Genomic DNA, 26,928 nt, shown 5'->3' on the forward strand with positions numbered 1-26,928 from the left:
GAGGACAGCCGCCACCCGCGCCCGGATGAGCCGGCGCACCTTCGCCCGCCGCTTCAACGACGAGGTGGGCCTCAGCCCCGGCCGCTGGCTGATCCAGCAGCGTGTAGCCCGAGCCCGGGATCTGCTGGAGTCCAGCGACCTGTCGGTGGACCAGATCGCCGGCCGGGTCGGCTTCGCCACGGGCGCCTCCCTGCGCCAGCACCTGCACGCGGCGAGCCAGTACTTCGGTGAACCGACTCCATGCGGGGCTGCGGGAGAGCGCTCGAAGGGTGCGTCGGCTCTCATCGGCGTGGACCCATCGACGTGCGAGAGCCCTGGGCCGGGCCTGACCTGTGGCAGCCACAGTTACATGCGACAGCGGCACGTGAGCACCATCGCCGCGAGAAAGGAAGAGGGCCGTCGCCTCACACCGGTTGCCAGATCTGGGCGAGCGTTGAGGCGGTGAGAAGTTGCTCGGGGTGTCCCTGCCCCGCCAGTTGACCGTCGCGGAGCAAGAGGCAGGCGTCCGCCGAGCGTGCGGCTTCCAGGTCGTGTGTGGCCTGGACGACGGTCCTGCCGTCGGTGACCAGCTCCGTCAGCAGCGCGGCGATCCGGTCCCTTGCTTCGGGGTCGAGGCCCGTGGTCGGTTCGTCCAGGAGGAGCAGGTCCGACTCCTGGGCGAGTCCTTGGGCGATCAGGGCGCGTTGCCGCTGTCCGCCGGAGAGTTCTCCGAGTTGGCGGGTGGCGAGGTCAGTGATGCCGAGCCTCTCCATGGCCTGGTCCACGGTGGCGTGGTCCTGCCGGGTCAGTCGGCGCCACGGCCCGCGGTCGCCCCAGCGCCCCATCTCCACTGTCTGCCTGACCGTGAGCGGCAGTGCGTCAGCGACGGCGCTGCGCTGCGGGACGAACGCCGGCGGTCGGCCGCCGGCGTGGTGGAGCCGGCCTGATGTGGGTTTGATCACACCGGCCATTACTCCGAGCAGGGTGGACTTCCCGCTGCCGTTCGGGCCGACGAGTGCCGTGATCGCCAACGCCGTTATTTCCGCGTCAAGTTGATGCAGGACGGGGTGGCCGGGGTATCCGGCGGAGAGCTCCGTGAAGCGGACCCGGGGCGGCCGGATCTCGGTGACGCCGGGAGGGGCTCCCTGTGTTTTGAACATGGTTTTCATTATAGTCCTCCTATATGGAGTGGTTGACGGGCCCTTTCGAGGTGACCTTCGTGCAGAGGGCGCTGTGGGGCGGAATGTTGGTGTCGGCGATCTGCGCCCTGTCCGGGACCTGGGTGGTGCTCAGGGGGATGGCCTTCCTCGGTGACGCCATGTCGCACGGGCTGCTGCCCGGAGTGGCGCTCGCCGCGCTGTTCGGCGGCAACCTGCTGGTGGGGGCGCTGCTGAGCGCGGCCGTCATGACGGCCGGCGTCACGGCTCTCGGCCGCACCCCGCGGCTGTCCCAGGACACGGGTATCGGGCTGCTGTTCGTGGGGATGCTGTCGCTCGGTGTCATCATCGTGTCGCGGTCGCAGTCCTTCGCGGTCGACCTGACCGGGTTCCTCTTCGGTGACGTCCTCGCCGTCCGCGAGCAGGATTTGCTGTTGCTGGGGGTGGCGCTGCTGCTGGCCCTGGCCGTCTCGGTCCTCGGTCACCGGGCCTTCCTCGCCCTGGCTTTCGACGCACGCAAGGCCCAGACGCTCGGCCTGCGGCCCCGCCTGGCACACGCAGTGCTGCTCGGCCTGCTGGCACTGGCCATCGTCGCCTCCTTCCACATCGTGGGCACGCTGCTGGTGCTGGGCCTGCTCATCGCCCCGCCGGCCGCCGCGCTGCCCTGGGCGCGCAGTGTGCGGGGCGTCATGGCCCTCGCGGCGCTCCTCGGCATCACCGCCACCTTCGGTGGCCTGCTGCTGTCCTGGCACCTGAGCACCGCGGCCGGCGCGACCATCTCGGCTCTCGCGGTCAGCCTGTTCTTCCTCTCCCACCTGGCATCCGCTCTCCGCCACCGCCGCCGTGCGCGCCTCCTCGGCGCTCACGCAACAGCGACCGACTGAAAGAACCTGAGGCGATCCCTTTGCTCGTCCGCAGAAACGTCATACCTTGGGCGCCCGCCGCGCTCGTGGCGATCTCCCTGCTCACCACGAGTTGCGCGAGCCACGACGACACCGCGACCACTCCGCAGGCCACCGTCTCGGCCTCCGCTCCGCACGGTTACGTCGAGGGGGCCCAGGAGAAGGCCGAGCAGCAGTCGCGGCTGCTGCTCAACGACCCGGTCACCGGCGACACCCGGGTCCTCGATCTGATCACCGGGAAGACGCACAAGGTGTCCCGGACGACGGGCACCACCGAACTCACCACCGACGGCCGCTTCGGCTACTTCCACACCGCGGGCAGCACGCGCGTCCTGGACAGCGGCGCCTGGATGGTGGACCACGGCGACCACGTCCACTACTACCGCGCGGCGATACGTGACGTGGGCCGGCTGCCCGCAGGCCCGGGCACCCACGTCCGCAGCGATGCCGCCGTCACAGCGGTGACCGACGAGGACGGCCGCGCCAGGATCTACCGCCGGGCCGGTCTGGAGAAGGGCAAGGTCGGCTCCGCCCGCACGCTTCCCGGGACGCACGCGGGAGCTGTCGTGCCGTACGCGGAGCACCTGCTCGGCGTCACGGACGACGGGAAGGTCGCGGTGTACGACCGTGAGGGCAAGCGTGCCGCGTCGCCGGACGCCCGCTGCGAGGAGGTGCGGGCCGACGCCGTCACCCGGCGCGGCGTCGTCCTCGGCTGCGCCGACGGCGCCCTGCTCGTCCGTGAGGCCGACGGCACCTTCACCGCCGAGAAGATCCCGTACGGCAGCGACGCACCCGAAGCGGAACGGGCCACGACCTTCCGGCACCGGCCCGGCAGCGACACGCTCACGGCACCGGCCGGGGATCGGGCCGTGTGGGTCCTGCACGTCAGCGAGCGCACGTGGACACGGGTGAGGACCGGCCCCGTCGTCTCCGCCAACACCGCCGGCGAGGGCTCCGTCCTGATCGTCCTTGAGACCGACGGAGCACTGCACGGCTACGACATCACCACCGGCAAGCAGGTCTCCAGGACGAAGCCGCTTCTGACGGGCGCCCCCGAGACCGGTACCGACGGGAACGCGGAACCAGTCATCGAAGTCGACCGCAGCCGTGCATACCTCAACGACCCCAAGGGCAAACGCGTGTACGAGATCGACTACAACGACAACCTGCGCATCGCGCGCACCTTCGACCTGGACATCGAGCCGGCCCTGATGGTGGAGACCGGACGATGACCAGATGGACGCGAGGGTCGCGGCGGCTGCGCACCCTCCTGCTGGTCCTGCTCACCCTCGCCCTGGCCGGTGCCGGCACCGGCTGTACGAGCGGCGACGACCGGCCCCGGGTGGTCGTGACGACCAACATCCTGGGCGACATCACGCAGGAGATCGTCGGCGACGAAGCCGACGTCACCGTGCTGATGAAGCCGAACGCCGACCCGCACTCCTTCGGTCTGTCGGCCGTGCAGGCCGCCGAGTTGGAGCGTGCCGACCTGGTGGTCTTCAACGGGCTGGGTCTGGAGGAGAACGTACTGCGGCACGTGGAAGCCGCCGGCGAGGCAGGAGTGGCCGTCTTCGAGGCCGGCAAGGCGGTGGACCCCCTCACCTTCCAGGCGCATGACGACGGCGGCCCGGAGGGGGAGGCCGGGCAACCCGACCCGCACTTCTGGACCGACCCCGACCGCGTCCGCAAGGCCGTGGGCCTGATCGCCGACCAGGTTGTCGAGCACGTGGACGGCGTGGACGAGAAGGCGATCCGCGCCAACGCCGACCGCTACGACGACCAACTCGCCGACCTCACCACCTGGATGGAGAAGTCCTTCGACCGCATACCCGAACAACGACGCGCGTTGGTGACCAACCACCACGTCTTCGGCTACCTCGCCGAGCGTTTCGGTTTCCGGGTGATCGGCGCGGTGATCCCGAGCGGTACGACGCTGGCCTCGCCCAGCTCCTCCGACCTGCGCTCGCTCACCCAGGCGATGCGGAAGGCAGGCGTACAAACCGTGTTCGCGGACTCCTCGCAGCCCAAGCGGCTGGCCGAGGTGTTGCGTACCGAACTGGGCGGCCAGGTGCGGGTCGTCGAGCTCTACTCCGAATCGCTGACCGAGCAGGGCAAGGGCGCCGGCACCTACCTGCAGATGATGCGCGCCAACACCACCGCCATGACCGAGGGCCTGACCGGCGCCTGAACCAGCGCCCCTGACGTGGACACCGGCCGACCACGGCCGCCACCACACACTCCCCACCCGACGCCGCGCTCGCGCGGCAAAGAAAGGAACACACCGGTGAACAAGCCGATACGCAACCGAGCTTTCACGGGCACGGCCCTCGCCCTGGCGGCTTCCGCGGTTCTGACTGCCTGCGGAGGGGAGGACAGCTCCTCGTCCGACGCTGAGGCCAAGGCGGCGCCGAGCACAAAGGCCGTGGCGGTCAAGGACCCGCTGGTCGCCACGTTCGACGGCGGCCTGTACATCCTGGACGGCGAGAGCCTGAAGCTCGCCAACACGATCGAGCTGCCCGGCTTCAACCGTCTCAACCCCGCCGGCGACGACTCCCACGTCATCGTCTCCACCGACGCCGGTTTCCGCGTCCTGAACGCCGCCGAGCAGACCCTCACCGGCATCGAGTACAAGGGCGCCAAGCCCGGCCACGTCGTCCAGCACGCCGGCAAGACGGTCCTGTTCACCGACGGCACTGGCGAAGTCAACGTCTTCGACCCCGCCGACCTCAAGGACGGCAAGAAACCGCAAGGCCGCACCTACACCTCCGCCGAACCGCACCACGGCGTCGCCATCGAACTGAGCAACGGCGAACTCCTCACCACCCTCGGCACCGAGGAGAAGCGCACCGGCGCCCTCGTCCTCGACAAGAACAACAAGGAGATCAACCGCAACGAGAACTGCCCCGGCGTCCACGGCGAGGCCGCCGCCAAGGGCGAGGCCATCGGCATCGGCTGCGAGGACGGCCTCCTGATCTACAAGGACGGCAAGTTCACCAAGGTCGACGCCCCCGACGACTACGGCCGCATCGGCAACCAGCGCGGCAGCGACACCTCGCCCATCCTCCTGGGCGACTACAAGACCGACCCGGAGGCCGAACTGGAGCGGCCGACCCGCATCTCCCTCATCAACACCGAGACCGCGAAACTGCGCCTGGTCGACCTGGGCACCAGCTACTCCTTCCGCTCGCTCGGCCGTGGACCCGACGGCGAGGCACTCCTCCTCGGCACCAACGGCGCCCTCCATGTCATCGACCCGGAGACGGGCAAGGTGGACAAGAAGATCCCCGTCGTGGCAGTGGCAGGAGCCGCTGGACTGGCAGCAGCCCCGGCCCACCCTCTTCGTCCGCGACAACACGGCGTACGTCTCCGAGCCGGGCAAGCGCAAGCTGCACGCCATCGACATCGAATCGGGCGAGAAGGTCGCCTCTGTGACCCTGCCGAAGAGCACGAACGAACTCTCCGGCGTCGTCGCGGGCCACTGATCCTCCGACCTCGGTGAGGCCGTCCCACGCCGGGCAGCCAACACCATTTGTTGCAGTTCCAGTCTGAAACAAAAGCTGTTATGCTCGTGCATGGGGTCAAGCCGCCCCAAGAGCTCCGAACAGAATGGGAGTCCGATCAGCTCGCGGGCGTCCGGTGCGTGCGATCGCAAGGTGCCGGAGCGCCATCGATGGGGGCCCCGCTTCTGCTCGGAGCTCTAAGGCAGGGCGCCAGCCCGGCGACGTCGAGATCGTTTAGGCCGTTGACCAGCGGCTGGCCGCACAGGGATTGCACTGGTCCGCGAATGCTCGCTGCCGTCAGTCAGTTGGTCGTCGACCCCCGGGCTTCCTGCCCTTCGCCGCAACGCGGCGATGCGCTCCTGGAGTGCTTGGGGGACTTACGGAGTTCATGACAGATGAGCCGAGAACCGTCCGGCAAGGCGGGAGACGCCGATACGGACCCCTTCGAGCGCGCCTGGGCGGGAGCGACGGATCCGCCGAAACACCCGCTGCTCACCGCGTCGAAACCCCTGGTCGGACCGCCCAAACCGGTCCCTGCCCGATCGGCGTACCGGGCTCGCTATGGTCATCACGTGACCAACCCGACCTCACGCGACTACAACAAGGCATCAGTCCTCGACGTGGTCCTCTCCCACGCACCCTTGACGCGGAACCAGCTCATCGAGCTGACGGGCCTGAGCAAGGCCACGGTGTCCAGAGCGGTGGAGGAGCTCCGTGCCGACGGCTTCGTCGTCGACGGCGGGGTCGACGAGATCACCGGCCGCGGCCGCCGCTCCACCTATCTGGACCTGCCCGGCACGACCGGGCACGTCGCCGGTGTCAGCTTCGGTGCCCAGACCACGGGTGTGCTGGTGACCGACCTGAGGGGTCGTGAGATCCAGCACGTGACGGTTCCCACCGCCGATCACCAGGAGGTCGAGGACGCCGCGCGATGGCTGGTCGACCTCATCGCGCAGGCCACCCGATCTGCGCAGGGTCCTCTGCGTCAGATCGTCGCCGCCGTGCCCGGCCGGGTCCGGGGCGGCACGGAGATCTTCGGCCCCGCGGAGTCGATGAAAATCTTCGCGGGCTCAGGCCTCCAGCAAGCCGTCGAAAACCTGGTCGAGGCTCCGGTGCTCCTCGACAGTGATGCCAACGCGTCCCTGCTCGGGATCCTCACCGACGACGCCACCATCAGGAACGCCGCGCTCTTCAGCGTCAGCACCATCCTGAACTTCGCCAGCTGCACGGATCGCGAGCTCGCCCGCGGCCGTACACCTGCTTTCGGCGACATCGGTGTGCTCGCCTCAGGAGTCGGCGACGAGAACCTCGACGAGTTGCTGAGCACCCGAGGTCTCCTCCGGTTCGCTCGCAAGCGGGGGCTCGACCTGGAGCGCATCGAGGATCTCTGGCTGCAACCGCACACCGTGGCGCCGCACGCCGAAGTGCTGCAGGCGTTCACCACCGCGCTCGTGACCGCTGTCAGCGTCGTCGCCGTGACGCTCGACCCGGAGTCGGTCTACTTCGTGGGCCGGCTGCGCCCGCTCGTCGACGTCGTCCTTCCCCAGGTGCGCGCGCGGCTCGACCAGAGCCTTCCGGCGGTGCCGGAGATCAGGACGGGTCCGCATCAGATCGGTCTGTCGACGGCACAAGGCGCGGTCTACGCATGCCTGACGATCGCTCAGAAACGGCTGCGCGAAGCCGTGCTCGGAGCACGGCAACAGAACCGGCTCTCGGAGAAGTCCGCACCGGCCTTCTGAGCCGACCGCCGCCTGGCGAGACGCTTCGGGTCACAGGTGAGGACACGGGGCCCGCCATGGGCAGCTGCCGTACAAGGACGGTGTGCTGCTGGGGCAGGGCATCGTCGGCCAGGACGCAGAAGTTTCTAGTTTCAGGTTGGAACTGGAATTAATGATGGTATGGTTCCGGCCAACGCAGCGAGCAACTCCGGAACGAGACTGAAGGTGTGCCTGCCGATGACTTCGACGCTGAGTCGGGCGATAGCCCACTACCCCAACCGGTTCGACCCCGGGGTACTGAGCGAGCTCCCCGAGCACCTCCAAGAGGCCATCCAGCGCCGGAACAAGGTCCTGGGCCCTGGCTACACGCTGATCTACAGGGAGCCGGTCGAGTTCGTTTCCGGTCACGGCGCCCACCTGATCGACCGTGACGGCAACGACTACCTGGACGCGTACAACAACGTCCCCTGCGTCGGGCACGCCCACCCCTACGTGGCCGAGGCCGTCGCCCGCCAGATGGCGGTGGTCAACACCAACACGCGCTACGTCCAGGAAGCACTGGTCGACTACGCGGAGCGGCTTCTTGCGACGTTCCCCGAGGAGTTGTCGAAGCTGAGCCTCGCGTGCAGCGGGTCGGAGGCGAACGACCTGGCGGTGCGGGTGGCGCGGTTCCACACGGGCGGCGAGGGCATCATCGTCACCCGCTGGGCCTACCACGGCCTCACCCGTGAGGTGGCGAGCTTCTCACCGACCCTCGGCGCGGGGTCGCCGCTGGGCCCGAACGTCCGGCTCATCGACGCTCCTGACCCGCGCCTCGTCGCGCCGGGATCCACGCTCGCCGAGCACATGCGGCAGCAGGTGCGCGGCGCGATCGACGACCTTGAGCGCCACGGCTACCGGCTCGCGGCCCTGATCACCGACTGCGCCCACAGCAGCGATGGCATCTTCACCGACCCCCCCGGCTACATGCAGGCCGTGGTGGAGGAGGTGCACGCGGCCGGCGGTGTCTATATCGCGGACGAGGTCCAGTCGGGATTCGCCCGGCTCGGGGACTCGATGTGGGGCTTCAGCCGCCAGGGCGTGCTGCCGGACATCGTCACCATGGGCAAGCCGATGGGCAACGGCCTGCCGATCTCGGGTGTGGTCTTCCGCCCCGAGGTCTGCGAGGAGTTCGGACGCAACGTCCGCTACTTCAACACCTTCGGCGGCAGCTCCATCCCCGTGGCCGCCGGCGCCGCGGTGCTGGACGTCTTCGAGAAGGAGAACGTGCAGCAGCGCGTCCTGGAGAGCGGCAACGCTCTGCGCGCGGGGCTGCGGGAGATCACCAAGGATTCCCCCTACGTCGCCGAAGTCCGCGGCGCGGGCCTCTACGTCGGCGTGGAGATCGTCAAGGACCGCCAGACCCTCGAGCCGGATCGGGCACGTGCCGAAGACGTCATCAACGACATGCGCGATCGCCGCGTCCTGATCAGCGGCACGGGTACGTCGGCGAACACGCTGAAGATCCGCCCTCCGCTGGCCTTCGACTCCGCCGATGTGACGCGATTCCTGGAGACCTTCGCCGAGGTCGCCAAAAACCGTCTGTGACAGGCTGACCCAAGGGGCGGACCGTGAACACCTCACCAGCTACGAACTATGCTCAGCGGCTCCTCCAGGAGAGCGGCCTGACGTCGTCCCACGAACCCATCGACGTGATGCTGGTGAGCATTGTCCTTGAGGAGCGCTACCGCCTCTGCGGGCGCTTGGGGCGACTGGCGACCGAGAAGGACGACACGTTCAGACTCAGCACCGACTCGAGCAACTACCTCGTGAAGGTCTCACCACCTGACGAGGCGGAGGCGGTTGTCGCCCTCCAGACCGCCGTGATGCGCCACCTCGAGACCACCGCTCCGCACTTGCCCGTCCAGCGGGTGAAGCTGACCGCCGACGGAGACGACCATGTCACGATCAGGCTGAACGAGGGCAGGACTCGCATCCTGCGGGTGTTCGACTTCGTCGAAGGCCAGGTCCTGGCCGATGCGAACCCGGACGCGGAGCGGCTCGCCGAGGCGGGCGAGATGCTGGGGCTGATCGACGTGGCGCTCAGGCCATTCATGCACCCGGCGGACCGACGAGGTCTGGCATGGGACATCAGGCATTTCCACCAGCTGACCGAACTGGTCGAGCACACGCCGAGCCCCGAGCACCGCCAGCTGGCCCAGTCGGTCTTCCGGCTCTTCCGTGAAAACATCGTCCCGAGGCTGAGTGATCTCGAAACCCAAGTGATCCACGGCGACTTCAGCCCTTACAACATCGTGGTGGATCCACAGAGCGATCACTTCGTCACCGGTGTCATCGACTTCGGCGACACGGTGCGCAGCGCGGTGATCTTCGACCCAGCCGTTCCCATGGCGAACCTGCTCGGCAGGACGCCGGATCAACCCTGGCGGGACGCCTGCGCCTTCGCCGCCGGCTACCAACGCAAGCGGCCGATCCAGGCCTCGGAACTCCCGCTGCTCCCGGTTGCCGCGTTGGCACGACTCACACTGCGTGCGCTGATCACGAACTGGCGCGCGGAGCGTGCACCAGAACGGCGCGAGTACCTCCTCGGTCACGCCAAGGACGACTGGATCAATATCGAGCGTTCCTTGACCGTGAGTCTGGACGTCGTCGTCGCGCACCTCAGGGAAGCCCGTCACGGGCATTCCTGAAAAGCCAGTCCCGAACATGTGCAGTTGCCCTCAGAAAAAGACCAGCTGGCCGCGGTGGGCCCGACACGCTGCAGGCACCGCCGCCCTCGACACCGTCCGCGCACGGTAACCACACTCCAAGGAGGATCCATGCATCTCGCCGACTACGACGCGCTGAGCTTCGATTGTTACGGCACGCTTATCGACTGGGAGGCCGGCATCGCCGCCGTGCTGGCCCCGTGGGCGAAGGAAGCTGCTCTCGACCTCTCCGACGAGGAACTGCTGCTCGCCTACGCGGACAACGAGGCCCGGGCCGCAGTGGACATGCCCGATGCCCTCTACTCGGCGGTTCTCGCCGAGGCGTTCCGACGCACCGGGGACAAGCTCGGACGGCCCGTGAGCGAGGAGTGGGCGCAGCGGCTGGGCAACTCTGTTCCGGACTGGCCGGCCTTCGACGACTCGGCCGAAGCGCTCGCCCTCCTGGCCGAGGACTACAAGCTCATCATCCTGTCCAACGTTCACCGGGCGGGCTTCGCGGGGTCGAACAAGCGTCTGGGCGTTGAGTTCGACCGGATCATTACGGCCGAGGACGTCAAGGCGTACAAGCCGGCTCCGAACCACTTCGAGGCCCTTGACGAGGCGCTGGAGGAGATGGGCGTCCCGCGCGAGCGGGTGCTGCATGTCGCGCAGAGCCTCTTCCACGATCACGTGCCTGCCAAGCGTCATGGTCTGCCGTCGGTGTGGATCAATCGTCGGCACGACCGTCCGGGCTGGGGCGCCACTCCCGAGCCCACGGCGGAGTACTCCTACGCTCTTGAGTTCCCGGACATGATCTCGTTCGCGCGGGCGGCGCGGGAGGCGAAGCGCTGACATGGGCGCACAGCCGCAACAGGCGTCCGCGTCAGAGGGCGCCCATGGCCGGGAGTCGGGCAGGACCGTGCCGGTCGACATGTGGGCGTTGTCCAGGACGCGGGCGGGCTTCCTCTTCCACAGCTCGGCCAGCTGCGCCGGGGCACCGGCTCAGGGCCGTACGTGCCGACCGTCGTGGCGCCCGCAAGCTTCGCCGCCCATGGGTGAAGACCTGGCTGACGACGCTCTCGCCCCCGGCCACGCGGCCTTGAGTCCGCGGGCAGCTTGGCGTACTCGACGTCGAAGGCGGTCTTCCAGGTTCCGGCGGCGTCCTCGGTCCCGAACAACTTGGCGAGCCGTGAGACCTCGGCCTTGACCTTGTCGGCGTCGTCGTCGAGGTTCACCTCGATCAGCTCGGCCTTCGACCCGGCTGCCTCCTTGATCTTGGGGCTGTACGACTCGAAGGGCGCGTACGACCCGAAGTCGGCCCGGGCCACGGCGGTGAGGTCGGACGGCTTCGGGTCGTGGTCCGGGGCGTGGTGGACCGACTGGGGGATGGGCACCAGCTGGAGAAGGGCGCCGACGTCGGCGCCGACCAGAGTCACCGGACCTCCGAAGCCGCCCGGCGGCCATCTCCAGCACCCGGTCGCACCGTTCGGCCAGCGCCCGGTCGTGGGTCACCACCAGCGTGACCCGGCCACCGACTAGGACCGCACCGGTCGTGTACCGGAGCAGCTCCAGACCGCGCGCCGCAGCGTCGTCTTCCCGGAACCGCTCGTCCCCGTCAGCGCACCCCGCTCGCCCGCCGCGATCTCCAGATCCACACCCGCCACGGCCTCCACCTCCGTGGCTGCAGGACACGCCCCGCATCCGTACATCAAACCCGCCCATCCTGATCGACAGGAGTTCTCGGGCCGGCAGGTGTGGCTTGATGTGAGTAGGACTGTGCTGCGGAGGTCCGGTGTCATTCACGGCTGGGATACGAGCCGCTTGCCCCGGCAAGGGTGCGGCGCTCGGCCGCGAGGGCGTCAGCGTTCTGGGCGACCGCACGGCGGTCCTGCCGTCCGAACGGACCAACAGCCTCGTCCTCAACACCGGCAGCGGCCTGTTCACCGACCGGCGCTGCGCGCGGCGGCCCGTGAGTCCGTGGACGGCTCCGGGCTCGTCGACTCGGTCTCCGGCGGGTACGCCGACCCCGCGCAGGGCCTGTTCGGGCCCGCCGTGCCCTGGGCGGCCGACAAGCGCGTCGACGTTTCCGGCTGCGCCGAGGCGGCGACCGCCGCGCAAGTCGAGTCCCAGACAAAGGGCAAGGTCCTGTGTCTGGCCGCCTACAGCAACCGCGCGGAACTCCCCGAGGCCGCCACCATCGTCCAGCAGGCGAAGGTGCGATTGTCCAGTGGTCACACCGGTTCGGAATCGCTTTCGAGCCGGCTCGTCTTGGCCCGACGTCCGCTGATCGTGGTCGGCAGCACCAACCCGGCGACCCGACGGCAGTTGGCCGAGCTGCACACCAGGGTGGACATCCAGGGTGTCACCGTCAGCGTCGATCCGGCCCCGGCTGTGGAGACGCTGCGAGGCCTCAAGGATCTATCCTCCTCGACCGCGCCACGAGGGCGAAATCCGGGACTGCCACCATCCGCCATCAAGTCGAGCTGGCTTCAGCCCAGACCACGATGCGCGGCCCACAACTCCCCGGCACGGCTGGCAGCTTCGGTGACCAAGGCCGCCAGTTCAGGTTTGTCGGGGACGGGGAACGAGACGTACGCGCCCCGACCACCACCGACTGGGCGGCCATAGGCCTTTACGGCGAGGTGGCCGTCTGGAAGAAGTCGGACGTTGAGTGTGGTCAGCGTGAACGCTTCACCGCGTCGCGTGTCCGTCCAGCGGAGCGCCTGCGGGATCGTGACATTGATCGCCAGAGCACTCACTTCCAGGTCGCTACTCATGGACGGATGATCTCACGCGAGTCGCCGCAGGCGGGCGCCACCGGCTTATGGAGCAGGCAGTTTGATCACGACTCGATACGCACCTCAGTGCCACGGCCGACGGCGCGCAGTTCGGTCTCGCCGTCGAGCCAGGCGTCGTACTCCGGAGTTCCCTGCGCACATGGGGCCGACGCGGGCCGCTTCCGGGGTGCCCTGGGCGGCCGGCCGGCAGCCGGCTTGGATGATGTCGAGCGGGGAGCGGCGGCGTCGACGCCCGGGACGTAGCAGCTGAACGGCGCGGCGAACAGCCCGTCCGGTGTCCGATGCCCGAGTGGAGCGAGCGGTGCAGCGCGAGAGTCAGGTACGGCTGCGCCTGCTGGGGGACTGGCGGGCCCCCGGGGGGCACGGGCGAGCCGCTGGGCCGACCCGTGGGCGCGGCCTCAGCGGGACTTGGAACGCATCTCCCGGGGGCTCACCCCGAAGCGCCGGCGGAAGACCGTGCTCATGGCACTCGCCGAGGAGAAGCCCGAGGCGTGCGCCAAGTCCGTGATCGTCATGTGCTCGCAGTCGGCGCGCAGGAGACGCTCGCGGACCAGACGCAGGCGCTCCTCGCGGATCAGGTCACGGGGCGTGGTGCCCACGTGCTGGAGCGCGAGCTGGATCTGGCGGAGGGACCAGCCGAGGGCGCGGGCCATGGAGGCGCCGGACAGGTCGGGGTCGGCCGCGTGATCGCGCACGTAGCGGCGGACCATCGCCTCGACCTCGGTCAGATTGCCTGGGGCGTCGGGGCGGTCGTCGCCGCAGGCGAGCATGCACAGCAGCTCGACGACGCGGTCGCAGACGGCGTCGAACTGCGGGGCGGTGAGGCGGTGGCGCTCCTCGTTCAGGCTGCGCACCACGGAGTGCACCACACGGCCCAGCCCCTTGGTCAGATCGAGCCCGGTGGCCAGCGGTGCCTTCCGGTTCAGCGGGCCGTCGATCTCCTGGGCCGGGATCGACATGATGACACCGCGCAGGGACGCGCCGTGCAGGAGCTCGAAGGGCGCACCGAGCGTGATCAGGCTGCCCGTGCCCGGCGTCAGCCGCACCTCCTGGTCGTCCTGCCGCAGCCGCAGTTCGCCGGAGAGCGGGAAGAGGAGCCGGTAGTCGGGGTCGGGCATCTGGCGGATCAGGCCCGGTGTGCGCGCGTACTCGATCTCGTCGCTGTGCCACGTGACGACCTGGTAGGTGTCGCTGCGCTGGCGGATCATCTCGCCGCGGAAGACCTCGGCGCGTCCGTACCTGTAGTCCAGCCGGGTCTGGTACGCCCCGACGCGGTCACTCCACAGATCGGTCTGCTCGCGTGCCTCGACCTCGGCGGTCCTCGTCGTCTCCACGACGTAGCTTCCCGTGGGCAACGTATCCCCTCCGCTGCGGAGTGTCCCGACGGCATTGAGAGCAGCCCCGAACTCCCCTGCGTCCCAGGGCTGTCACTCGGCGCAGACTAGAGATCAGCAATCGGTTTCCGGAATCGTCCCAGCCTCATTGGCCTACGCCGGGGACAAGCCGCCGCGATCGGCCGGTCCCCACGAACGCGTCTGCGTCCCACGGCAACTTCCTTGCGCGCACGGACAAGTGCGCACGCCAACGCGCCACTACCGTCGTGCGCCCGTCGACCCGCCACCTGCTGTGAGGACTTGATGACGGAACGGATACCGGAGGCGGTGTTCTGGTGCCTGGCCGTGGGCCTGTTCGCCGTCGCCGTGCTGCTGGTGCGCGAACGCGGCATCACCGCACGGCAGCGCAGACGGAACGCGGAACTGAGGGACGGCCTGCGGGCCCGGGACGAGGAACTGCGCCACCTCGTCTCGGCCCGCCTACCGGCGCTGCAGGACGCGGCCCACCAGCAGGTCCGGGCCGTCGGTCTGCTCGACGACCGGCTGGCCGACACGGAGTTCGCGAAAGGTCTCGACGGTGTCCTGGAACGGTTCGCCGGCGCGGTCGAGCACGCCCGGTCTCGCGCCGACCAGTCGGCGAAGGCCGCCCTGAAGGCGTCGATGCGCTCCATCCAAGCCCTGGCCAACGAACAGCAGGTGTCCATCGCCGAGATGCAGGACCGGCACGACAACCCCGGCGTGCTGCGCGACCTGCTCGAAATCGACCACGCCAACGCCCAGTTCGGCCGCCGTGCCCAGGCCATCGCCGTGCTGTGCGGCTCGTGGCCGGGCCGCCAGCGCGCCACCTCCGCGCTCATCGAGGTCGTACGCGGTGCCACCTCCCGCATCCGCGACTACCGGCGCATCCGCATCAACGGCGAGGTCGACATCGCCGTGCGGAGCCGGGCGGTCGAACCGGTGGTGCTCGCGGTCGCCGAACTCCTCGACAACGCGGCACGTCACTCGCAGCCGGGCACGACCGTCGAGGTCACCGTCCAGACGGTGCACAACGGTGCCTGCGTGGTGATCGACGACGCCGGGGTCGGCATGGACGGCCGGGCGGCCGAGCACGCTGCCGAACTGCTCGCCGGCACACATGCGGTGGACATCACCCGGCTCGGTGACCCGCCCCGCTTCGGATTCTCCGTCGTCGGCGCGCTCACCCAGCGCTATGGGTTCAGCGTCTCCGTGGGCACGCTCTCCCCGTACGGCGGTGTACGCGCCGTGGTGTTCCTGCCGACCGCCCTGCTCACGCACCTGGACGCCGTCCAGGCGGCTGCGCCGTCCGCCGAACCGCCGGCGCCCACGTCCGCCGCCGCGCCCCCGCATTCTCCTGCGCAGACGCCCTCGCCCGGCACGACCCCCACCGCCGATCCGGCCGTCCTCGCCCCCGATCCCGAAACCGAAACCGAACCCGAACTTGCAGAGGCGACCACGCCGGGAGGCCTGCCCAGGCGCCGTCGCCGCTCCGCACGGCGACCGGCCGCGGAGCCCGTACCGGCCGACGAGGTCGGCGGCCGCTCGGCCGAGGAGAACGCCCGGCGCTTGGGCGCCTTCGCACGCGGCACCCGCTCCGGCAGGGCCGCCCGGCACACGCTCCACGACGACGAAGGGAACAGCCACGAATGACCGGGCCCACCAACAATACGTTGGGCTGGATGCTGGACGAGGTGCTGAAGGTCCCGCAGGCGCGGCACGCGATCCTGCTCTCCGCGGACGGCATGCTCCGCGCCTTCTCCAAGGAGATCGACCGGGACGACGCCGAACGGCTGGCCGCGGGCCTGTCCGGCGTCCAGTCGATCAGCCGCAGCACGGCCGAGTTCTGCGGCACCCCGCACACCCCGTGGCGGCAGACCCTGATCGAGTTCGCGCACGGCTACGTCTTCCTGGTCGCCGCCGGAGAGGGCGCCTACCTCGCGGTCTCCACCGGCGAGGACGTCGACATGGAAGCGGTCACCTACCGCATGCACAAACTCGTCGACCGGCTCGGCAAGGAGCTGACCAGCCCCGCCCGGCAGGACACCGGCAGCCCGGCATGACTCCCCGGCGCCGCCCCGCAGACAGGCTGGTGCGGTCGTACGTCGTCACGGACGGCCGCGCCCACCCCACCCGTAACACCCTGGACCTGGTCACGCTGCTGATCGCGAGCGACGATCTGCCGCTGACCGGCCTCAACCCGGAAAAGCGCAGGCTCATGGAGCTGTGCCGCCCAGGAGCCCTGTCCGTGGCCGAGGTGGCCGGCCATCTGTCGCTGCCGGTGGGCGTGGCCAAAGTGCTGATCGCCGACCTCATGGACAGCGGCCACATCGTCACCCGCGCGCCGATTCCCGCCGCCCGGCCGGCCGACGCCCGAATCCTCCAGGAGGTGCTCGATGGACTCCGCGCCCGCCTCTGACGACGTCTACCTGCGGCCCAGTGTGCAGACGGCGGTCAAGCTGCTGATCGTGGGCCACTTCGCGGTCGGCAAGACCACGTTCGTCGGCACGCTCTCCGAGATCCGTCCCCTGCGCACCGAGGAGGTCATGACCGAGGCCGGCGCCCTCGTCGACGACTTGGCGGGCATGCGGGACAAGACGACCACCACGGTCGCCCTCGACTTCGGCCGGCTCACCCTCGACGACCGCCTGGTGCTCTACCTCTTCGGCACCCCGGGCCAGCAGCGCTTCACCCGGCTGTGGCAGGACATGACGCGGGGCGCGCTCGGCGCGCTCGTCCTCGCCGACACCCGCCGCCTGAGTCAGTCGTTCGAGGTCATGGGCGTGCTGGAGGAGCACGGGCTGCCGTACGCGGTCGCCCTGAACCAGTTCCACGACGCCCCCGCGTACGAGCTCGACGAGGTGCGCGAGGCCCTCGACCTGCTGCCCGAGACCCCCCTCGTCCGCTGCGACGCCCGCGACCGGGTCTCGTCCACGCGGGCACTCATCCGACTCGTCGAGTACCTCCTGACCCTTTCCCACTCTCGGCCCGGCCCGAGCGAGGGGACCCCCGACGGCCATCTGGAGCACGCGTGACCTCCGCATCCCCCGTACCGCCCTCTCCGCCACCCGGCTGTCCCGCGCACGAGTCCCTGTACGGGCCCGAGTTCGCCGCCGATCCGGCCGCCGTCTACCGGCGGCTGCGCGACGCCGGCCCGATCGCGCCGGTCGAGCTGGCGCCCGGCGTGCAGGCATCGCTCGTCGTCGGGTACGACGCCGCCCTGCACGTGCTGCGCAGCACCGAGACGTTCTCCAAGGACCCCCGCCGCTGGAACGACCTGGCGGACGGCACCGTCCCGATGGACAGCCCGGTCGTGCCGATGATGATGTACCGGCCGAACGCGCTGTGGACGGACGGCGCGGAACACCGCAGGCTGCGCGGCGCGATCACGGACAGCCTGGCCCGGGTCGTCCCCGCCACCCTGCGTGGCTACGTCGAGGCGAGCGCGGACACGCTCATCGACCGCATCGCCCCGGCCGGGCAGGCCGATCTGCTCGGCGAGTACGCCCAGGTGCTTCCCCTGCTGGTGTTCAACCGCCTGTTCGGCTGCCCGGCCGACTACGGAGAGCGGCTGGTGCGGGGCATGTCCGGGATCTTCGACGGAGTGGACGCCGAGAAGGCGAACGAACTGCTCGCGACGACTCTGCTGGACCTCGTCGCGCTGAAGCGCCGGCGGCCCGGGCCGGATGTGACGTCCTGGCTCATGGACCATCCCGCCGGGCTCACCGACGAGGAGATGGTGCACACCCTCGTCCTGCTCATGGGCGCGGGCACCGAGCCCCAGCAGAACCTGATCGCCAACAGCCTGCGGCTGCTGCTGTCCGACGACCGGTTCGCCGGCAGCCTCTCGGGCGGCAGCATGCCGGTGGACGACGCCCTCGACGAGGTGCTGTGGACCGACCCGCCCATGGCCAACTACGCCGTGCACTACCCGATCCACGACGTCGTCTACGAAGGGGTGCTGCTGCGGGCGGGGCATCCGCTCGTGGTCAGTCTCGCCGGGGCGAACACCGACCCGTCCCTGACAGTGGATCAGCGTGCGGGCAACCGCGCCCACTTGGCGTGGAGCGCGGGCCCACACAACTGCCCGGCGCAGAGTCCGGCCCGGCTGATCGCCGCAGTCGCGGTGGAGAAGCTGCTCGACCGACTTCCCGAAGTCGAACTCGCCGTACCCGTCGAGGAATTGACATGGCGGCCGGGCCCCTTCCACCGAGCGCTGGCCGCGTTGCCGGTGACGTTTCCGCCGACCACCGTCACCAAGCGCGCCGCCGACGACGAGCAGCCCGTGGAGCGCACCGCGCCGACGCCGCGCCCGTCCGCGGCGCCCGAGGCCCGCCGCGAGCGGCGCGGACGGGCCGCCCGGCTGCTGGCGTGGTGGCGCGGCGAGTGATCAGGACAGGCGTGCCGGAAGGGAGCGGTGGCCGTTGGAGATGAAGGAGTCGACCGGCTCCAACTCGTCCTGAGAAACGGCGAGTCGGAGTCCGGGGAAGCGGTCGAAAAGTGCCCGGAGTGCGATGCGGGCCTCGAGCCGCCCCAGTGGTGCGCCCAGGCAGAAGTGCACGCCGTGACCGAAGGCGAGGTGCTCCTTGTCGACGCGGGTGACGTCGAAGCGGTCGGCGTCCTCGCCGTACTTGCCGGGGTGACGTCCGGCGGCCGCGTACGCGGCGAGGATGGCCTCGCCCTTGCCGATCACCACCCCGTCCGGACCGCCGAACTCGCTCATGACGAGGTCCTCGACGGCGTACCGCAGCGGCAGGCTGGCGACGGGCGCCTCCATGCGCAGCGCCTCCTCGACGACGTCCTCCCAGGAGACGCGGCCGGAGCGGACGTGGGCGAGCTGGTCCGGATGGGTCAGCAGGAGGTGGACTGCGCTGTCGATCAGGTTGACCGTGGTCTCGTGGCCGGCGCTGACCATGAGCACCAGGGTGTCGAGCAGTTCCTGCTCGCTCAGCCGGGTGTCGCCGTCGGCGCGTGCCGCGATGAGCGCCGAGGTGAGGTCGTCGCCCGGCGACCGCCGCTTGAGGGCGACGAGTTCGCCCAGCGCCGCGTAGAACCGTGCGTAGTTGTCGGTGACTTCCTCCGGGGTGGCGGAAGTGTGGAAGACGCCGTCCACGACGGCCCGTAGCTCCGCACCCTGTTCCTCGGGCAGGCCGAGAAGTTCACTGATCACCTGGATCGGCAGCGGATAGCAGAACTCCTCGCGCAGATCGACGACTTGGCCGTGCCGTCCGGCCACCTCGACCCGGTCCAGCAGGGCCGCGGCGATCTCCTCGATACGGGGCCGGAGCGCCGTGGTGCGGCGGGCGGTGAACGCCTTGGAGACCAGGGCGCGCAGCCGTTTGTGCTCGCCTCCGTAGGCGGTGAACATGTTCTGCACCGCGACCCAGGTGAAAAGCGGCCACTCCGGGGAGATTTCGCCGTTGATCCACCGGGGCCAGTGCCGGCGCGGGTCCTTGGAGACGCGTGGGTCGGTGAGGAGGCGCTTGAGGAGGTCGGGACTGCTGACGGCCCAGGCCCGCACACCGTCGGGCAGTTCGACGAGGGTCACCGATCCGCGCTCGCGGATCCGGGCGGCCTCGCCGTGGATGTCGCGGCCGGTCGGGTCGATCACTAAGGGGCGGGGGTGTCGCATGGAAGCCTCCCAGTTGCTCGCACATCAATACGACGCGTGAAGCTACTTGAACGTAGCGTGTCCGGGCGAGAGCCGTCGGCGGGCGCTGCGCACGGGGACAACTTCCTTGCGCGCGGACGCAAGTCGGCGGTTCGCCTCCGCCCTACGGTTCGGGATGTCGGATCGGAGAGCCGGTGAGTGTGATGACAGTCGGCAGGACCCCGTGGTGGATGCAACCGGGCAGTGTCGAGGTGCGGACCGTGGCCGCGGGTGGCTGGTGGGACGCCGTACGCGTACCGCTCGGCCTCGGGATCGACGCACTCCGGCACCTCGGAGACGAGACGGGAGCCGTGATCAGGGACGGCTTCGGTGAACGCCTGTACTGGCTGATTCCGCCTGGTTCCGCCGCCGACTGGGACCTCCCGCGGGTGCGTGTCCTGGGCCGGGGCTGCCACGTGGTGATCCCTCCGATCCATCACGTCACATGCCCCGGTCTGTGCTGGCAGGTCCCTCCGTCGCGCGGCCACGAGTGGACGAACACGCCCCGCCTGCACTCCGCCCTCCGCACGGCCCTCCTCCGCGAGAAGTCCCCCGCCCCTGACACCCACCCCGGCCGATCCTGAGCCCGGCCGGGGTGGGATCCGCGGGGTGTCGTGCCGTCGCTCGGCCGTGATCGCAACTCCGAATCGGCGGAACTCTTTCACCGGAATCGAGCGGCAACTCGTCCATGGCCCGAGGCGGACGCCGCGTCTCCCGGAAGAGGCCGCTGTCCGCCGCGCGGCTGTCGGCCACTACTTCGTGCGCAACATGAGGGCGTGGCGGGTGGCGTCCCCGTAGACGCCGCTCTCGTCCCCGTGGATGCCGTACCGTCTCTGAATCGGGCCACGGCCTGGCGGACTTCGCTGCGTGGGTGCGCGGACGAGTTCCGGGGGGACGGGCGAGTGGGAGGACGGGGCGTCGAGCCGAGCTGTGGGCTCAGCCCGCCGTTGCGGGATGGTGGAACGGGGCGTGCCTCCGCCGATCGCGATGGGCGGCCCGCCCGCCCGCGCAGCGACAGGGCGGTGCTGACCGAGCTCAAGGTCGCATCCGGAAGGCAGTGTCGACCGATGGCTCGACGAGCCCGGGAACCCTAGGCATCTGACGGGGGAGTGGCTTGTGGTCAATATCACGACAGTCGACGTACCTACTGGTCGGTATGCTCGCGGAGAGCCGCGACGACAGGAGGCGCGATGTCTGCGACCAACCGCCAGATCCGTCTGGCAGCCCGCCCCGTGGGCGAGGTCAAACCCCATGACTGGGAGCACTGTGCGGGGTCCGTCGACGAGCCGGGCCCGGGCCGGTTCGCGGGCCGGACGCGCGTGATCTCCCTGGACCCGGCGATGCGGGGCTGGCTGGACGACCGTCCCTCCTACCTGCCGCCGGTGGGCATCGGTGAGGTGATGCGCGCCGGATCGGTCATCGAGGTCACCGCATCGAACCACCCCGACTTCCAGCCGGGTGATCACGTGGTCGGAACCTTCGGCGTCCAGGAGTACGTGGTCTCCGACGGCAAGGGCGCCATGAAGATCGACACCTCGCTCGCCCCGCCCTCGACGTATCTGGGTGCGCTGGGCATGCCCGGCATGACCGCCTACTTCGGCCTGCTGGACGTCGGGGCGCTCAAGGACGGCGAGACCGTCGTGGTGTCGGGGGCGGCCGGCGCGGTCGGCACCATCGCGGGTCAGATCGCGAAGGCCAAGGGCTGCCGGGTCGTGGGCATCGCCGGAGGGCCGGAGAAGTGCGCGTTGCTCACCGACGAACTGGGATTCGACGCGGCGATCGACTACCGCGCCGAGGACGTCAGGAAGGCGCTGCGCGGCCACGCCCTCGACGGCATCGACGTCTACTTCGACAACGTGGGGGGTGACATACTCGACGCCGCCCTGACCCGGCTGGCGATGCACGCGCGCGTCGTGGTGTGCGGTGCGATCAGTCAGTACAACAACGCCACCCCGGTCAAGGGCCCCTCGAACTACCTCTCGCTGCTGGTGCGCCGCGCCCGCATGGAGGGCTTCGTCGTCTTCGACTACGCCAAGCGCTACGCCGAGGCCGCCCAGGAGATCTCCGCCTGGATCGGCGCCGGCCGCATCAAGGTCAAGGAACACGTGGTCAGGGGGACCGTTGACGACTTCCCCGAGACGTTGCAGATGCTCTTCCGCGGCGAGAACGTCGGCAAGCTCGTCCTGGAGCTGGCATGACGGCCGCCGAGAGCGGGGCCGCGCTCCAGGGCAAGGTGGCGATCGTCACCGGCGCAGCGAGCGGACTGGGCCGGGCCACGGCGCTGGCGCTGGCCAAGGCGGGGGCGCGCGTCGTGGCCGCGGACCTCGACGCGCGGGGCGGCCGCGAGGTGGCCGAGATGATCGACGGCCATTTCCGTGCCTGCGACGTGTCCGACCTCGAGGCCAACCGTGCGCTGGTGGACTTCGCCGAGCAGCAGTGCGGCGGTGTCGACATCGCGTTCCTCAACGCGGGGGTGGTGACCGGATGCGGCGTCGGCGAGGACTTCGACCTGGCGCGCTACCGCCGTGCGATGGGGGCCAACCTCGACGGCGTGGTCTTCGGCACCCACGCGGTGCTGCCCGCGATGCGGGCCCGCGGCGGCGGAGCGATCGTGGCGACCGCGTCCCTGGCGGGCCTGGCGGCGGTACCGCTGGATCCGCTGTACGGGGCCAACAAGCATGCTGTCGTGGGACTCGCACGCTCCCTGGGACCGGCTCTCGCGCCTCACAACGTGCGCTTCAACGCCGTCTGCCCGGGGTTCGCCGAGTCGCGGATCATCGACCACCTGCGCGACATGCTCGCCGAGCAGGAACTGCCGATCATCCCGGCCGAGGTCGTGGCGGACACGGTACTGCGGATCGTCACCGGCGACGGCACGGGGGAGTGCTGGTTCGTCCAGGCCGGACGCGACCCGGAGCCGTTCCGTTTCCGTCACGTGCCTGGTCCGGGTAAGCCCGTCGGCATCTGAGAAGGCGCACGGCAGTCCGTGTCCGCCACGGGCTGCCGGTGTCACTGCTCGGCGGTGGCCGCGGCAACGGCGGCCGAGCCGAGTCGCACGGGTCCGGGGCAGCCGGGCCGTCTGGCCGAGCCCCGGCTGCTCCGGATACGGCCGGGAAAACCGACCTTCGGCAGGCGACCTCAGAGTCGCGCGGCAGTGGGCTGATTCGTGCCGCCGATCGGCGGCACTGGCCTCGCGGCGCAGGGGGCGCCCCGCGAAGCAGGCCCAGCAACCAGGCTGGTTCCGCGCCGACCTCGATGACTCAGGGCATGGCCACCAGTTCCAGCGGATGAAGCACGAGGCGGAGGGGACAAGGGCCCGGTCAGCCCAGATTGAGAAGGCCGGCGTCGACGACCGCGCGGCCGAAGGGCCTCGCGAGTTCGGCGAGACGCTCACAGCCGGCGTCACCGAGGGTGGCGTAGGCGGGAAGGGCCAGACGGTCGGTGCGGTCCTCGATGTGCCGGCGCAGGAGTACGCCTTCTGGGCTGAGGGAGTCGCCGTCGAGGAGACCTCGCTCGCGCAGGCGCTCCTGGGTGCCGGCCCACTCCTCCTCGGGCCATGCACGGCTCGCCTTGAGGAAGTCGACGGGAACCTCACCGGTCGCGGCGTGCAGGATCAGGGCCTCCAAGCCCCCGACGCCCTCGCTCAGCAGACACGCGACATGGCCGTCTCCGCGGAACTCCCGGAGCAGTGTCTGGGCGTGCCACAGCTGCAGTACCGGCTCCTCCGGCCAAGGCAGCGCGGCATGAGCGGCGAACAGCGGGCGGCCCTGCGCATGTTCGCAAGCCGCCTCGGCGGCCCGGCGGGTCAGCGCCAGGACTTCGTGCAAGTCGGGCAACTCGTGGATTCCCGCCCGCCGCAGGGCTTCGTCCGCCGCGGCGTACCGCGCGTCCAACACCTGCTGCGGCGTCGTTGCGTCCCAGGCTCCGTCGACCGCCCGCCGTACGAAAGCGGGGTTGAAGTTGTAGAAGGTCGAGATGACCAGCTCGGCGGATGCTCGGCCGAACGCGGCGCTCCGGGACGTGAAGTACCCGGCGCGTCCGCTCAGGCCTAGGTCCGCGTACCGTCGCCTTCCCTCGGGGACGAAGTAGATCATGGCGTGTACGGGCTCGAGACGGCGCCAGGACGCGCGTGCTGCCTTCATCGGGTCACCTCTTCGGAGAGTCGACGAGCGGGGTATGCGGTGAACGGGGCATGCGGTGAACCGGGTATTCGCTGAACGGGGCATTCGCTGCCGGTTCAGTACTCGCCGTGCGCTCGCAGGTGTTCGAGCAGCAGGCGGCTCAGCGTTTCGGGCGCATCCTCGGGGATCCAGTGGCTGACGCCCTGGAGGGTCTCGAAGCGGTACGGCCCCTTGACCCACCGCTCCGTCTCCTGTGCGGCTGCCGGGCCGAACGCGCTGTCCTCCGTGCTCCAGACGTACAGCGTGGGCACGTCGATGACGCCGATCGCGCCGTCGGGGCGGCCGGCCCGGTACCAGTTCAGCGCCGCGGTGAGAGCGCCCGGCTGGGACAGGTGGCGCACGTAGGCGTCCGCACTGTCTTGCGGGACCTTTCCGGCGTAAGCGGCGCGAAGCTCCTTGGCGTCGTCGGCGAGCATGCGCTCCTCGGTCGCGGGTGTTTCGCGCCAGTCGATCATGTAGCGGGAGCGTGTGCGCTGATCCTGGTCGGTGCGCAGGGTGGTGGCCAGTGCGCCGGGGTGCGGGGTCGAGACAACCGTCAGGGTGCGTACGCGGCCGGGGTGGGCGTGCGCGGTCCACCAGGCCACGGCGCCTCCCCAGTCATGGCCGACCAGGTCGAACGCCGCCCAGCCGAGCTCCTCGCTGATCGCGACCACGTCGTCGACGAGAAGGCCGATGCGGTAGTCCTCGGGTCGCTGGGGGCGGGCGCCGGGGGAGTACCCGCGCTGGTCGGGTGCCACGACGCGGTAGCCGCGCGCCGCCAGCGCCTCGATCTGCCGTTGCCATACCAGCCCCATCTGCGGGAAGCCGTGCAGCAACAGCACCGGGCGACCCTCGGGCGGACCCGCCGCGATCGCGTCGAACACGCCCGCATCCGTGCGGATGCTCAGCTTGGTCACGATCCACCTCCCCATACTGACTGGTCGGTAGACTTCCCCCAGGGAGAGTGGACTGTCAAGGTCGACTGTTGAACTTGACGCCGAATTCAACTATAACCGGTCGGGAGGACGACTCCCGTGCTCGTTGACCGTCCCCTCGGCGCACCGCCGGTGGCGTAAGGCAAGTCCCGCCGACATCGATCCCGGCCCACGGAGCGCGGATTTCCGGCCCCGCAGCTCACGGACGAACCGAACCAAAAGGAAGCAGTGAGGCGACATGAGGGAAGCAGTCATCGTTTCGACGGCACGGACGCCGATCGGAAAGGCCTACCGCGGCGCGTTCAACGACACCCAGGCGCAGGAACTTGCCGCCCATGCCCTGTCGCACGCCGTGCAGCGCGCCGGGCTCGAAGGAGGCGAGGTCGAGGATGTGATCTTCGGCTGCGCCGTGCAGCAGGGATCCTCCGGTGTCAATGTCGCGCGTCAGGCCGTTCTGCGTGCCGGACTTCCGGACACCGTGTCGGGCATGTCGATCGACCGGCAGTGCTCGTCGGGCCTGATGGCCATTGCGGCGGCCGCCAAGCAGATTGTCACGGACGGCATGCAGGTCGCTGTCGGCGGCGGTGTCGAGTCGATCTCCTTGGTGCAGAACGACCACATGAACACCCACCGCATGGCGGATCCCTGGCTGGTCGAGCACAGGCCGAGCATCTACCTGCCGATGCTGCACACGGCGGAGATCGTCGCCGAACGCTACGGCGTGAGCCGTGAACGCCAGGACGAGTTCGCGCTGGTGTCGCAGCAGCGCACCGCGGCGGCGCAGGAGGCCGGCCGGTTCGACCAGGAGATCGTCGCGCTCCCCAGCGTCAAGAAGGTCCTGGACAAGCAGTCCGGGGAGGTGCGGGACGAGGCCGTGACCCTGACCCGGGACGAGGGCAACCGCGCGTCGACCACGCTCGAGGGCCTGGCCGGGTTGGCGCCCGTGTTGCCCGACGGTCAGGTGAGCGCGCATTCCAGCGTCACGGCGGGCAACTCCTCGCAGCTGTCGGACGGGGCTTCGGCGTCGGTGCTGATGGAGTCGAAGGAGGCCGAGCGCCGCGGACTGGAACCGCTGGGTGTCTACCGGGGTATGGCCGTTGCCGGTTGCGGGCCGGACGAGATGGGCATCGGGCCGGTGTTCGCCATTCCGAAGCTGCTCAAGCAGCACGACCTCACCATCGACGACATCGGCCTGTGGGAACTCAACGAGGCGTTCGCTTCCCAGGCGCTGTACTGTCGGGACGAACTGCACATCGACCCGGAGCGGTTCAACGTCAATGGCGGCGCCATCTCGGTCGGTCATCCCTACGGAATGACCGGTGCCCGGCTGGTGGGGCATGCCCTCATCGAGGGCAAGCGCCGGGGCGTTCGGTATGTGGTGATCTCGATGTGCATCGGCGGCGGAATGGGCGCAGCCGGACTGTTCGAGGTCGCCTGAAGTGGCGGGCGTGACGGACAAGGCGCGAAGCGCGGTCCTGGTGGACTTCGGCGGTGTCATCACCTCCAGTGTGCTGCGGGCCTTCACCGACTTCGGCGCCTCGCTCGGCGGCGACCCGCGCCTGCCGCTGGAACTCCTCGGCCGGGACCAGCCATCACGTACCCTCCTGGCGGACCACGAGTGCGGCCGTATCGACGCCGAAGCCTTCGAGCGAGGATTCGCCGAACGTCTCCGTGCCCACGGCGCGGAGGTGTCGGCCGAGGGGCTCACGGCCCGGATGCAAGCGGGAATGTCGATCGACCAGGACATGCTCGCGCTGCTCGGTGATCTCCGAGCCGCCGGCCACCCCGTTGCGCTCGTGTCGAATTCGTTCGGCACTGGAACCTACGACGGCGTCGACCTCGCCGCTGTCGCCGACGTGATCGTCATCTCTTCCGAGGTCGGGATCCGCAAGCCCTCCCGGCGGATCTACGCGATCGCATGTGAACGCCTCGGCATCGACCACGAGGAGGCAGTCATGATCGACGACCTGCAGCAGAACCTCGACGGAGCGGCACGGATCGGAATCGGGGGCGTACTGCACACCAGCGCCGCCGATACCCGCCGCCAACTCGCCGAACGTTTCGGGATCACCGCCTGACCGATACCGATCGTG

General features: G+C 69.7%; 25 protein-coding genes and 2 pseudogenes. 19 read left to right on the forward strand and 8 right to left on the reverse strand.

Annotation, left to right across the window (positions count from 1 at the left end; genetic code table 11):
* Positions 1-19 precede the first annotated feature (19 nt).
* Positions 20-214, forward strand: a pseudogene (locus HJD23_RS39410) (helix-turn-helix domain-containing protein); the annotation flags it as partial.
* A 190-nt stretch (positions 215-404) separates the two neighbouring features.
* Here the strand turns inward: HJD23_RS39410 and aztA are convergent.
* Entirely contained in the window at positions 405-1,148 is a 744-nt protein-coding gene (gene aztA, locus HJD23_RS39415; RefSeq protein ID WP_171109296.1) for a zinc ABC transporter ATP-binding protein AztA, read from the reverse strand.
* A 14-nt stretch (positions 1,149-1,162) separates the two neighbouring features.
* Here aztA and aztB point away from each other — a divergent pair, with 14 nt between their 5' ends.
* From aztB to HJD23_RS39455, 8 genes and pseudogenes are all read left to right on the forward strand, one after another.
* Positions 1,163-2,020: a zinc ABC transporter permease AztB gene (gene aztB / locus HJD23_RS39420; RefSeq protein ID WP_171109295.1), complete on the forward strand. Its 858-nt coding sequence runs from the start codon at positions 1,163-1,165 to the stop codon at positions 2,018-2,020.
* 20 nt (positions 2,021-2,040) lie between these two features.
* Positions 2,041-3,270 carry a PQQ-binding-like beta-propeller repeat protein gene (locus tag HJD23_RS39425; RefSeq protein ID WP_171109294.1) on the forward strand — a complete coding sequence of 410 codons (1,230 nt, stop codon included), beginning with the start codon at positions 2,041-2,043 and terminating at the stop codon, positions 3,268-3,270.
* Entirely contained in the window at positions 3,267-4,226 is a 960-nt protein-coding gene (gene aztC / locus HJD23_RS39430; RefSeq protein ID WP_171109293.1) for a zinc ABC transporter substrate-binding protein AztC, read from the forward strand. The genes HJD23_RS39425 and aztC overlap by 4 nt, the downstream gene beginning before the upstream one ends.
* 96 nt (positions 4,227-4,322) lie before the next feature.
* Positions 4,323-5,520 (forward strand): annotated as a pseudogene (aztD, locus tag HJD23_RS39435) (zinc metallochaperone AztD).
* Between the two features lie 590 nt (positions 5,521-6,110).
* Positions 6,111-7,277, forward strand: coding sequence for an ROK family transcriptional regulator (locus HJD23_RS39440; protein ID WP_171109292.1), 1,167 nt, complete (start codon positions 6,111-6,113; stop codon positions 7,275-7,277).
* A gap of 216 nt (positions 7,278-7,493) precedes the next feature.
* A complete protein-coding gene (locus HJD23_RS39445) occupies positions 7,494-8,843 on the forward strand; it encodes an aspartate aminotransferase family protein (protein ID WP_171109291.1) in 1,350 nt (449 codons plus the stop codon).
* A 107-nt stretch (positions 8,844-8,950) separates the two neighbouring features.
* Complete coding sequence (locus HJD23_RS39450) at positions 8,951-9,946, forward strand: phosphotransferase (protein ID WP_171111495.1); 996 nt, start codon at positions 8,951-8,953, stop codon at positions 9,944-9,946.
* 129 nt (positions 9,947-10,075) lie between these two features.
* Positions 10,076-10,795 carry a haloacid dehalogenase type II gene (locus HJD23_RS39455; protein ID WP_171109290.1) on the forward strand — a complete coding sequence of 240 codons (720 nt, stop codon included), beginning with the start codon at positions 10,076-10,078 and terminating at the stop codon, positions 10,793-10,795.
* Here the strand turns inward: HJD23_RS39455 and HJD23_RS39460 are convergent.
* The 4 genes from HJD23_RS39460 to HJD23_RS39470 form a co-directional block, all read right to left on the reverse strand.
* Positions 10,732-11,379, reverse strand: a complete 648-nt coding sequence (locus HJD23_RS39460; RefSeq protein ID WP_171109289.1) for a hypothetical protein — start codon at positions 11,377-11,379, stop codon at positions 10,732-10,734. The genes HJD23_RS39455 and HJD23_RS39460 overlap by 64 nt on opposite strands.
* Before the next feature lie 99 nt (positions 11,380-11,478).
* Positions 11,479-11,742, reverse strand: coding sequence for an ATP-binding cassette domain-containing protein (locus HJD23_RS45090; protein ID WP_346770327.1), 264 nt, complete (start codon positions 11,740-11,742; stop codon positions 11,479-11,481).
* A gap of 690 nt (positions 11,743-12,432) precedes the next feature.
* Complete coding sequence (locus tag HJD23_RS44465; RefSeq protein WP_171109288.1) at positions 12,433-12,720, reverse strand: hypothetical protein; 288 nt, start codon at positions 12,718-12,720, stop codon at positions 12,433-12,435.
* A gap of 419 nt (positions 12,721-13,139) precedes the next feature.
* On the reverse strand, positions 13,140-14,096 hold the full coding sequence (locus HJD23_RS39470; RefSeq protein ID WP_197973801.1) for a helix-turn-helix domain-containing protein: 957 nt from the start codon (positions 14,094-14,096) through the stop codon (positions 13,140-13,142).
* A gap of 282 nt (positions 14,097-14,378) precedes the next feature.
* Between HJD23_RS39470 and HJD23_RS39475 the strand changes: the two genes are divergently transcribed.
* The 5 genes from HJD23_RS39475 to HJD23_RS39495 are packed head-to-tail and all read left to right on the forward strand — an operon-like array spanning position 14,379 to position 18,480.
* On the forward strand, positions 14,379-15,743 hold the full coding sequence (locus tag HJD23_RS39475; protein WP_171109287.1) for an ATP-binding protein: 1,365 nt from the start codon (positions 14,379-14,381) through the stop codon (positions 15,741-15,743).
* Complete coding sequence (locus HJD23_RS39480) at positions 15,740-16,153, forward strand: roadblock/LC7 domain-containing protein (RefSeq protein WP_171109286.1); 414 nt, start codon at positions 15,740-15,742, stop codon at positions 16,151-16,153. Before HJD23_RS39475 ends, HJD23_RS39480 begins: the two co-directional genes overlap by 4 nt.
* Positions 16,150-16,509 (forward strand): DUF742 domain-containing protein, encoded by a 360-nt coding sequence (locus HJD23_RS39485; protein WP_171109285.1) that lies wholly within the window; start codon positions 16,150-16,152, stop codon positions 16,507-16,509. The genes HJD23_RS39480 and HJD23_RS39485 overlap by 4 nt, the downstream gene beginning before the upstream one ends.
* Positions 16,487-17,125, forward strand: a complete 639-nt coding sequence (locus HJD23_RS39490) for an ATP/GTP-binding protein (RefSeq protein ID WP_171109284.1) — start codon at positions 16,487-16,489, stop codon at positions 17,123-17,125. Before HJD23_RS39485 ends, HJD23_RS39490 begins: the two co-directional genes overlap by 23 nt.
* Positions 17,122-18,480 (forward strand): cytochrome P450, encoded by a 1,359-nt coding sequence (locus HJD23_RS39495; protein WP_171109283.1) that lies wholly within the window; start codon positions 17,122-17,124, stop codon positions 18,478-18,480. The genes HJD23_RS39490 and HJD23_RS39495 overlap by 4 nt, the downstream gene beginning before the upstream one ends.
* Here the strand turns inward: HJD23_RS39495 and HJD23_RS39500 are convergent, their stop codons facing one another.
* Positions 18,481-19,722 (reverse strand): cytochrome P450, encoded by a 1,242-nt coding sequence (locus HJD23_RS39500; RefSeq protein WP_171109282.1) that lies wholly within the window; start codon positions 19,720-19,722, stop codon positions 18,481-18,483.
* 209 nt (positions 19,723-19,931) lie between these two features.
* Between HJD23_RS39500 and HJD23_RS39505 the strand changes: the two genes are divergently transcribed.
* The 3 genes from HJD23_RS39505 to HJD23_RS39515 all read left to right on the forward strand — a co-directional run bounded on the left by HJD23_RS39505 (position 19,932) and on the right by HJD23_RS39515 (position 22,708).
* A complete protein-coding gene (locus tag HJD23_RS39505) occupies positions 19,932-20,324 on the forward strand; it encodes a hypothetical protein (protein WP_240980920.1) in 393 nt (130 codons plus the stop codon).
* A 606-nt stretch (positions 20,325-20,930) separates the two neighbouring features.
* Complete coding sequence (locus HJD23_RS39510) at positions 20,931-21,938, forward strand: NADP-dependent oxidoreductase (protein WP_171109280.1); 1,008 nt, start codon at positions 20,931-20,933, stop codon at positions 21,936-21,938.
* Complete coding sequence (locus HJD23_RS39515) at positions 21,935-22,708, forward strand: SDR family NAD(P)-dependent oxidoreductase (RefSeq protein ID WP_171109279.1); 774 nt, start codon at positions 21,935-21,937, stop codon at positions 22,706-22,708. The genes HJD23_RS39510 and HJD23_RS39515 overlap by 4 nt, the downstream gene beginning before the upstream one ends.
* A 352-nt stretch (positions 22,709-23,060) precedes the next feature.
* On the opposite strand, the gene HJD23_RS39520 is transcribed toward HJD23_RS39515, so the two are convergent.
* On the reverse strand, positions 23,061-23,882 hold the full coding sequence (locus HJD23_RS39520) for a hypothetical protein (protein ID WP_171109278.1): 822 nt from the start codon (positions 23,880-23,882) through the stop codon (positions 23,061-23,063).
* A gap of 95 nt (positions 23,883-23,977) precedes the next feature.
* Positions 23,978-24,817 carry an alpha/beta hydrolase gene (locus tag HJD23_RS39525; RefSeq protein ID WP_346770328.1) on the reverse strand — a complete coding sequence of 280 codons (840 nt, stop codon included), beginning with the start codon at positions 24,815-24,817 and terminating at the stop codon, positions 23,978-23,980.
* A gap of 256 nt (positions 24,818-25,073) precedes the next feature.
* On the opposite strand from HJD23_RS39525, the gene HJD23_RS39530 reads away from it, so the two are divergent.
* Together HJD23_RS39530 and HJD23_RS39535 are read left to right on the forward strand one after the other, a co-directional pair.
* Positions 25,074-26,273 carry an acetyl-CoA C-acyltransferase gene (locus HJD23_RS39530; RefSeq protein ID WP_171109277.1) on the forward strand — a complete coding sequence of 400 codons (1,200 nt, stop codon included), beginning with the start codon at positions 25,074-25,076 and terminating at the stop codon, positions 26,271-26,273.
* Between the two features lie 10 nt (positions 26,274-26,283).
* On the forward strand, positions 26,284-26,913 hold the full coding sequence (locus HJD23_RS39535) for an HAD family phosphatase (RefSeq protein ID WP_240980921.1): 630 nt from the start codon (positions 26,284-26,286) through the stop codon (positions 26,911-26,913).
* The last annotated feature ends 15 nt before the right edge of the window (positions 26,914-26,928 follow it).

The organism is Streptomyces sp. Z423-1 (assembly GCF_013009255.1).
GTDB lineage: Bacteria > Actinomycetota > Actinomycetes > Streptomycetales > Streptomycetaceae > Streptomyces > Streptomyces gossypiisoli.

Bases quoted from the DNA above. Each gene is read 5' to 3' on its own strand.
- aztA (WP_171109296.1), bottom strand. From the start codon at position 1,148: ATGAAAACCATGTTCAAAACACAGGGAGCCCCTCCCGGCGTCACCGAG.
- aztB (WP_171109295.1), top strand. From the start codon at position 1,163: ATGGAGTGGTTGACGGGCCCTTTCGAGGTGACCTTCGTGCAGAGGGCG.
- aztC (WP_171109293.1), top strand. From the start codon at position 3,267: ATGACCAGATGGACGCGAGGGTCGCGGCGGCTGCGCACCCTCCTGCTG.
- HJD23_RS39445 (WP_171109291.1), top strand. From the start codon at position 7,494: ATGACTTCGACGCTGAGTCGGGCGATAGCCCACTACCCCAACCGGTTC.
- HJD23_RS39450 (WP_171111495.1), top strand. From the start codon at position 8,951: ATGCTGGTGAGCATTGTCCTTGAGGAGCGCTACCGCCTCTGCGGGCGC.
- HJD23_RS39455 (WP_171109290.1), top strand. From the start codon at position 10,076: ATGCATCTCGCCGACTACGACGCGCTGAGCTTCGATTGTTACGGCACG.
- HJD23_RS45090 (WP_346770327.1), bottom strand. From the start codon at position 11,742: ATGACACCGGACCTCCGCAGCACAGTCCTACTCACATCAAGCCACACC.
- HJD23_RS44465 (WP_171109288.1), bottom strand. From the start codon at position 12,720: ATGAGTAGCGACCTGGAAGTGAGTGCTCTGGCGATCAATGTCACGATC.
- HJD23_RS39475 (WP_171109287.1), top strand. From the start codon at position 14,379: ATGACGGAACGGATACCGGAGGCGGTGTTCTGGTGCCTGGCCGTGGGC.
- HJD23_RS39480 (WP_171109286.1), top strand. From the start codon at position 15,740: ATGACCGGGCCCACCAACAATACGTTGGGCTGGATGCTGGACGAGGTG.
- HJD23_RS39485 (WP_171109285.1), top strand. From the start codon at position 16,150: ATGACTCCCCGGCGCCGCCCCGCAGACAGGCTGGTGCGGTCGTACGTC.
- HJD23_RS39490 (WP_171109284.1), top strand. From the start codon at position 16,487: ATGGACTCCGCGCCCGCCTCTGACGACGTCTACCTGCGGCCCAGTGTG.
- HJD23_RS39500 (WP_171109282.1), bottom strand. From the start codon at position 19,722: ATGCGACACCCCCGCCCCTTAGTGATCGACCCGACCGGCCGCGACATC.
- HJD23_RS39505 (WP_240980920.1), top strand. From the start codon at position 19,932: ATGCAACCGGGCAGTGTCGAGGTGCGGACCGTGGCCGCGGGTGGCTGG.
- HJD23_RS39510 (WP_171109280.1), top strand. From the start codon at position 20,931: ATGTCTGCGACCAACCGCCAGATCCGTCTGGCAGCCCGCCCCGTGGGC.
- HJD23_RS39515 (WP_171109279.1), top strand. From the start codon at position 21,935: ATGACGGCCGCCGAGAGCGGGGCCGCGCTCCAGGGCAAGGTGGCGATC.
- HJD23_RS39520 (WP_171109278.1), bottom strand. From the start codon at position 23,882: ATGAAGGCAGCACGCGCGTCCTGGCGCCGTCTCGAGCCCGTACACGCC.
- HJD23_RS39530 (WP_171109277.1), top strand. From the start codon at position 25,074: ATGAGGGAAGCAGTCATCGTTTCGACGGCACGGACGCCGATCGGAAAG.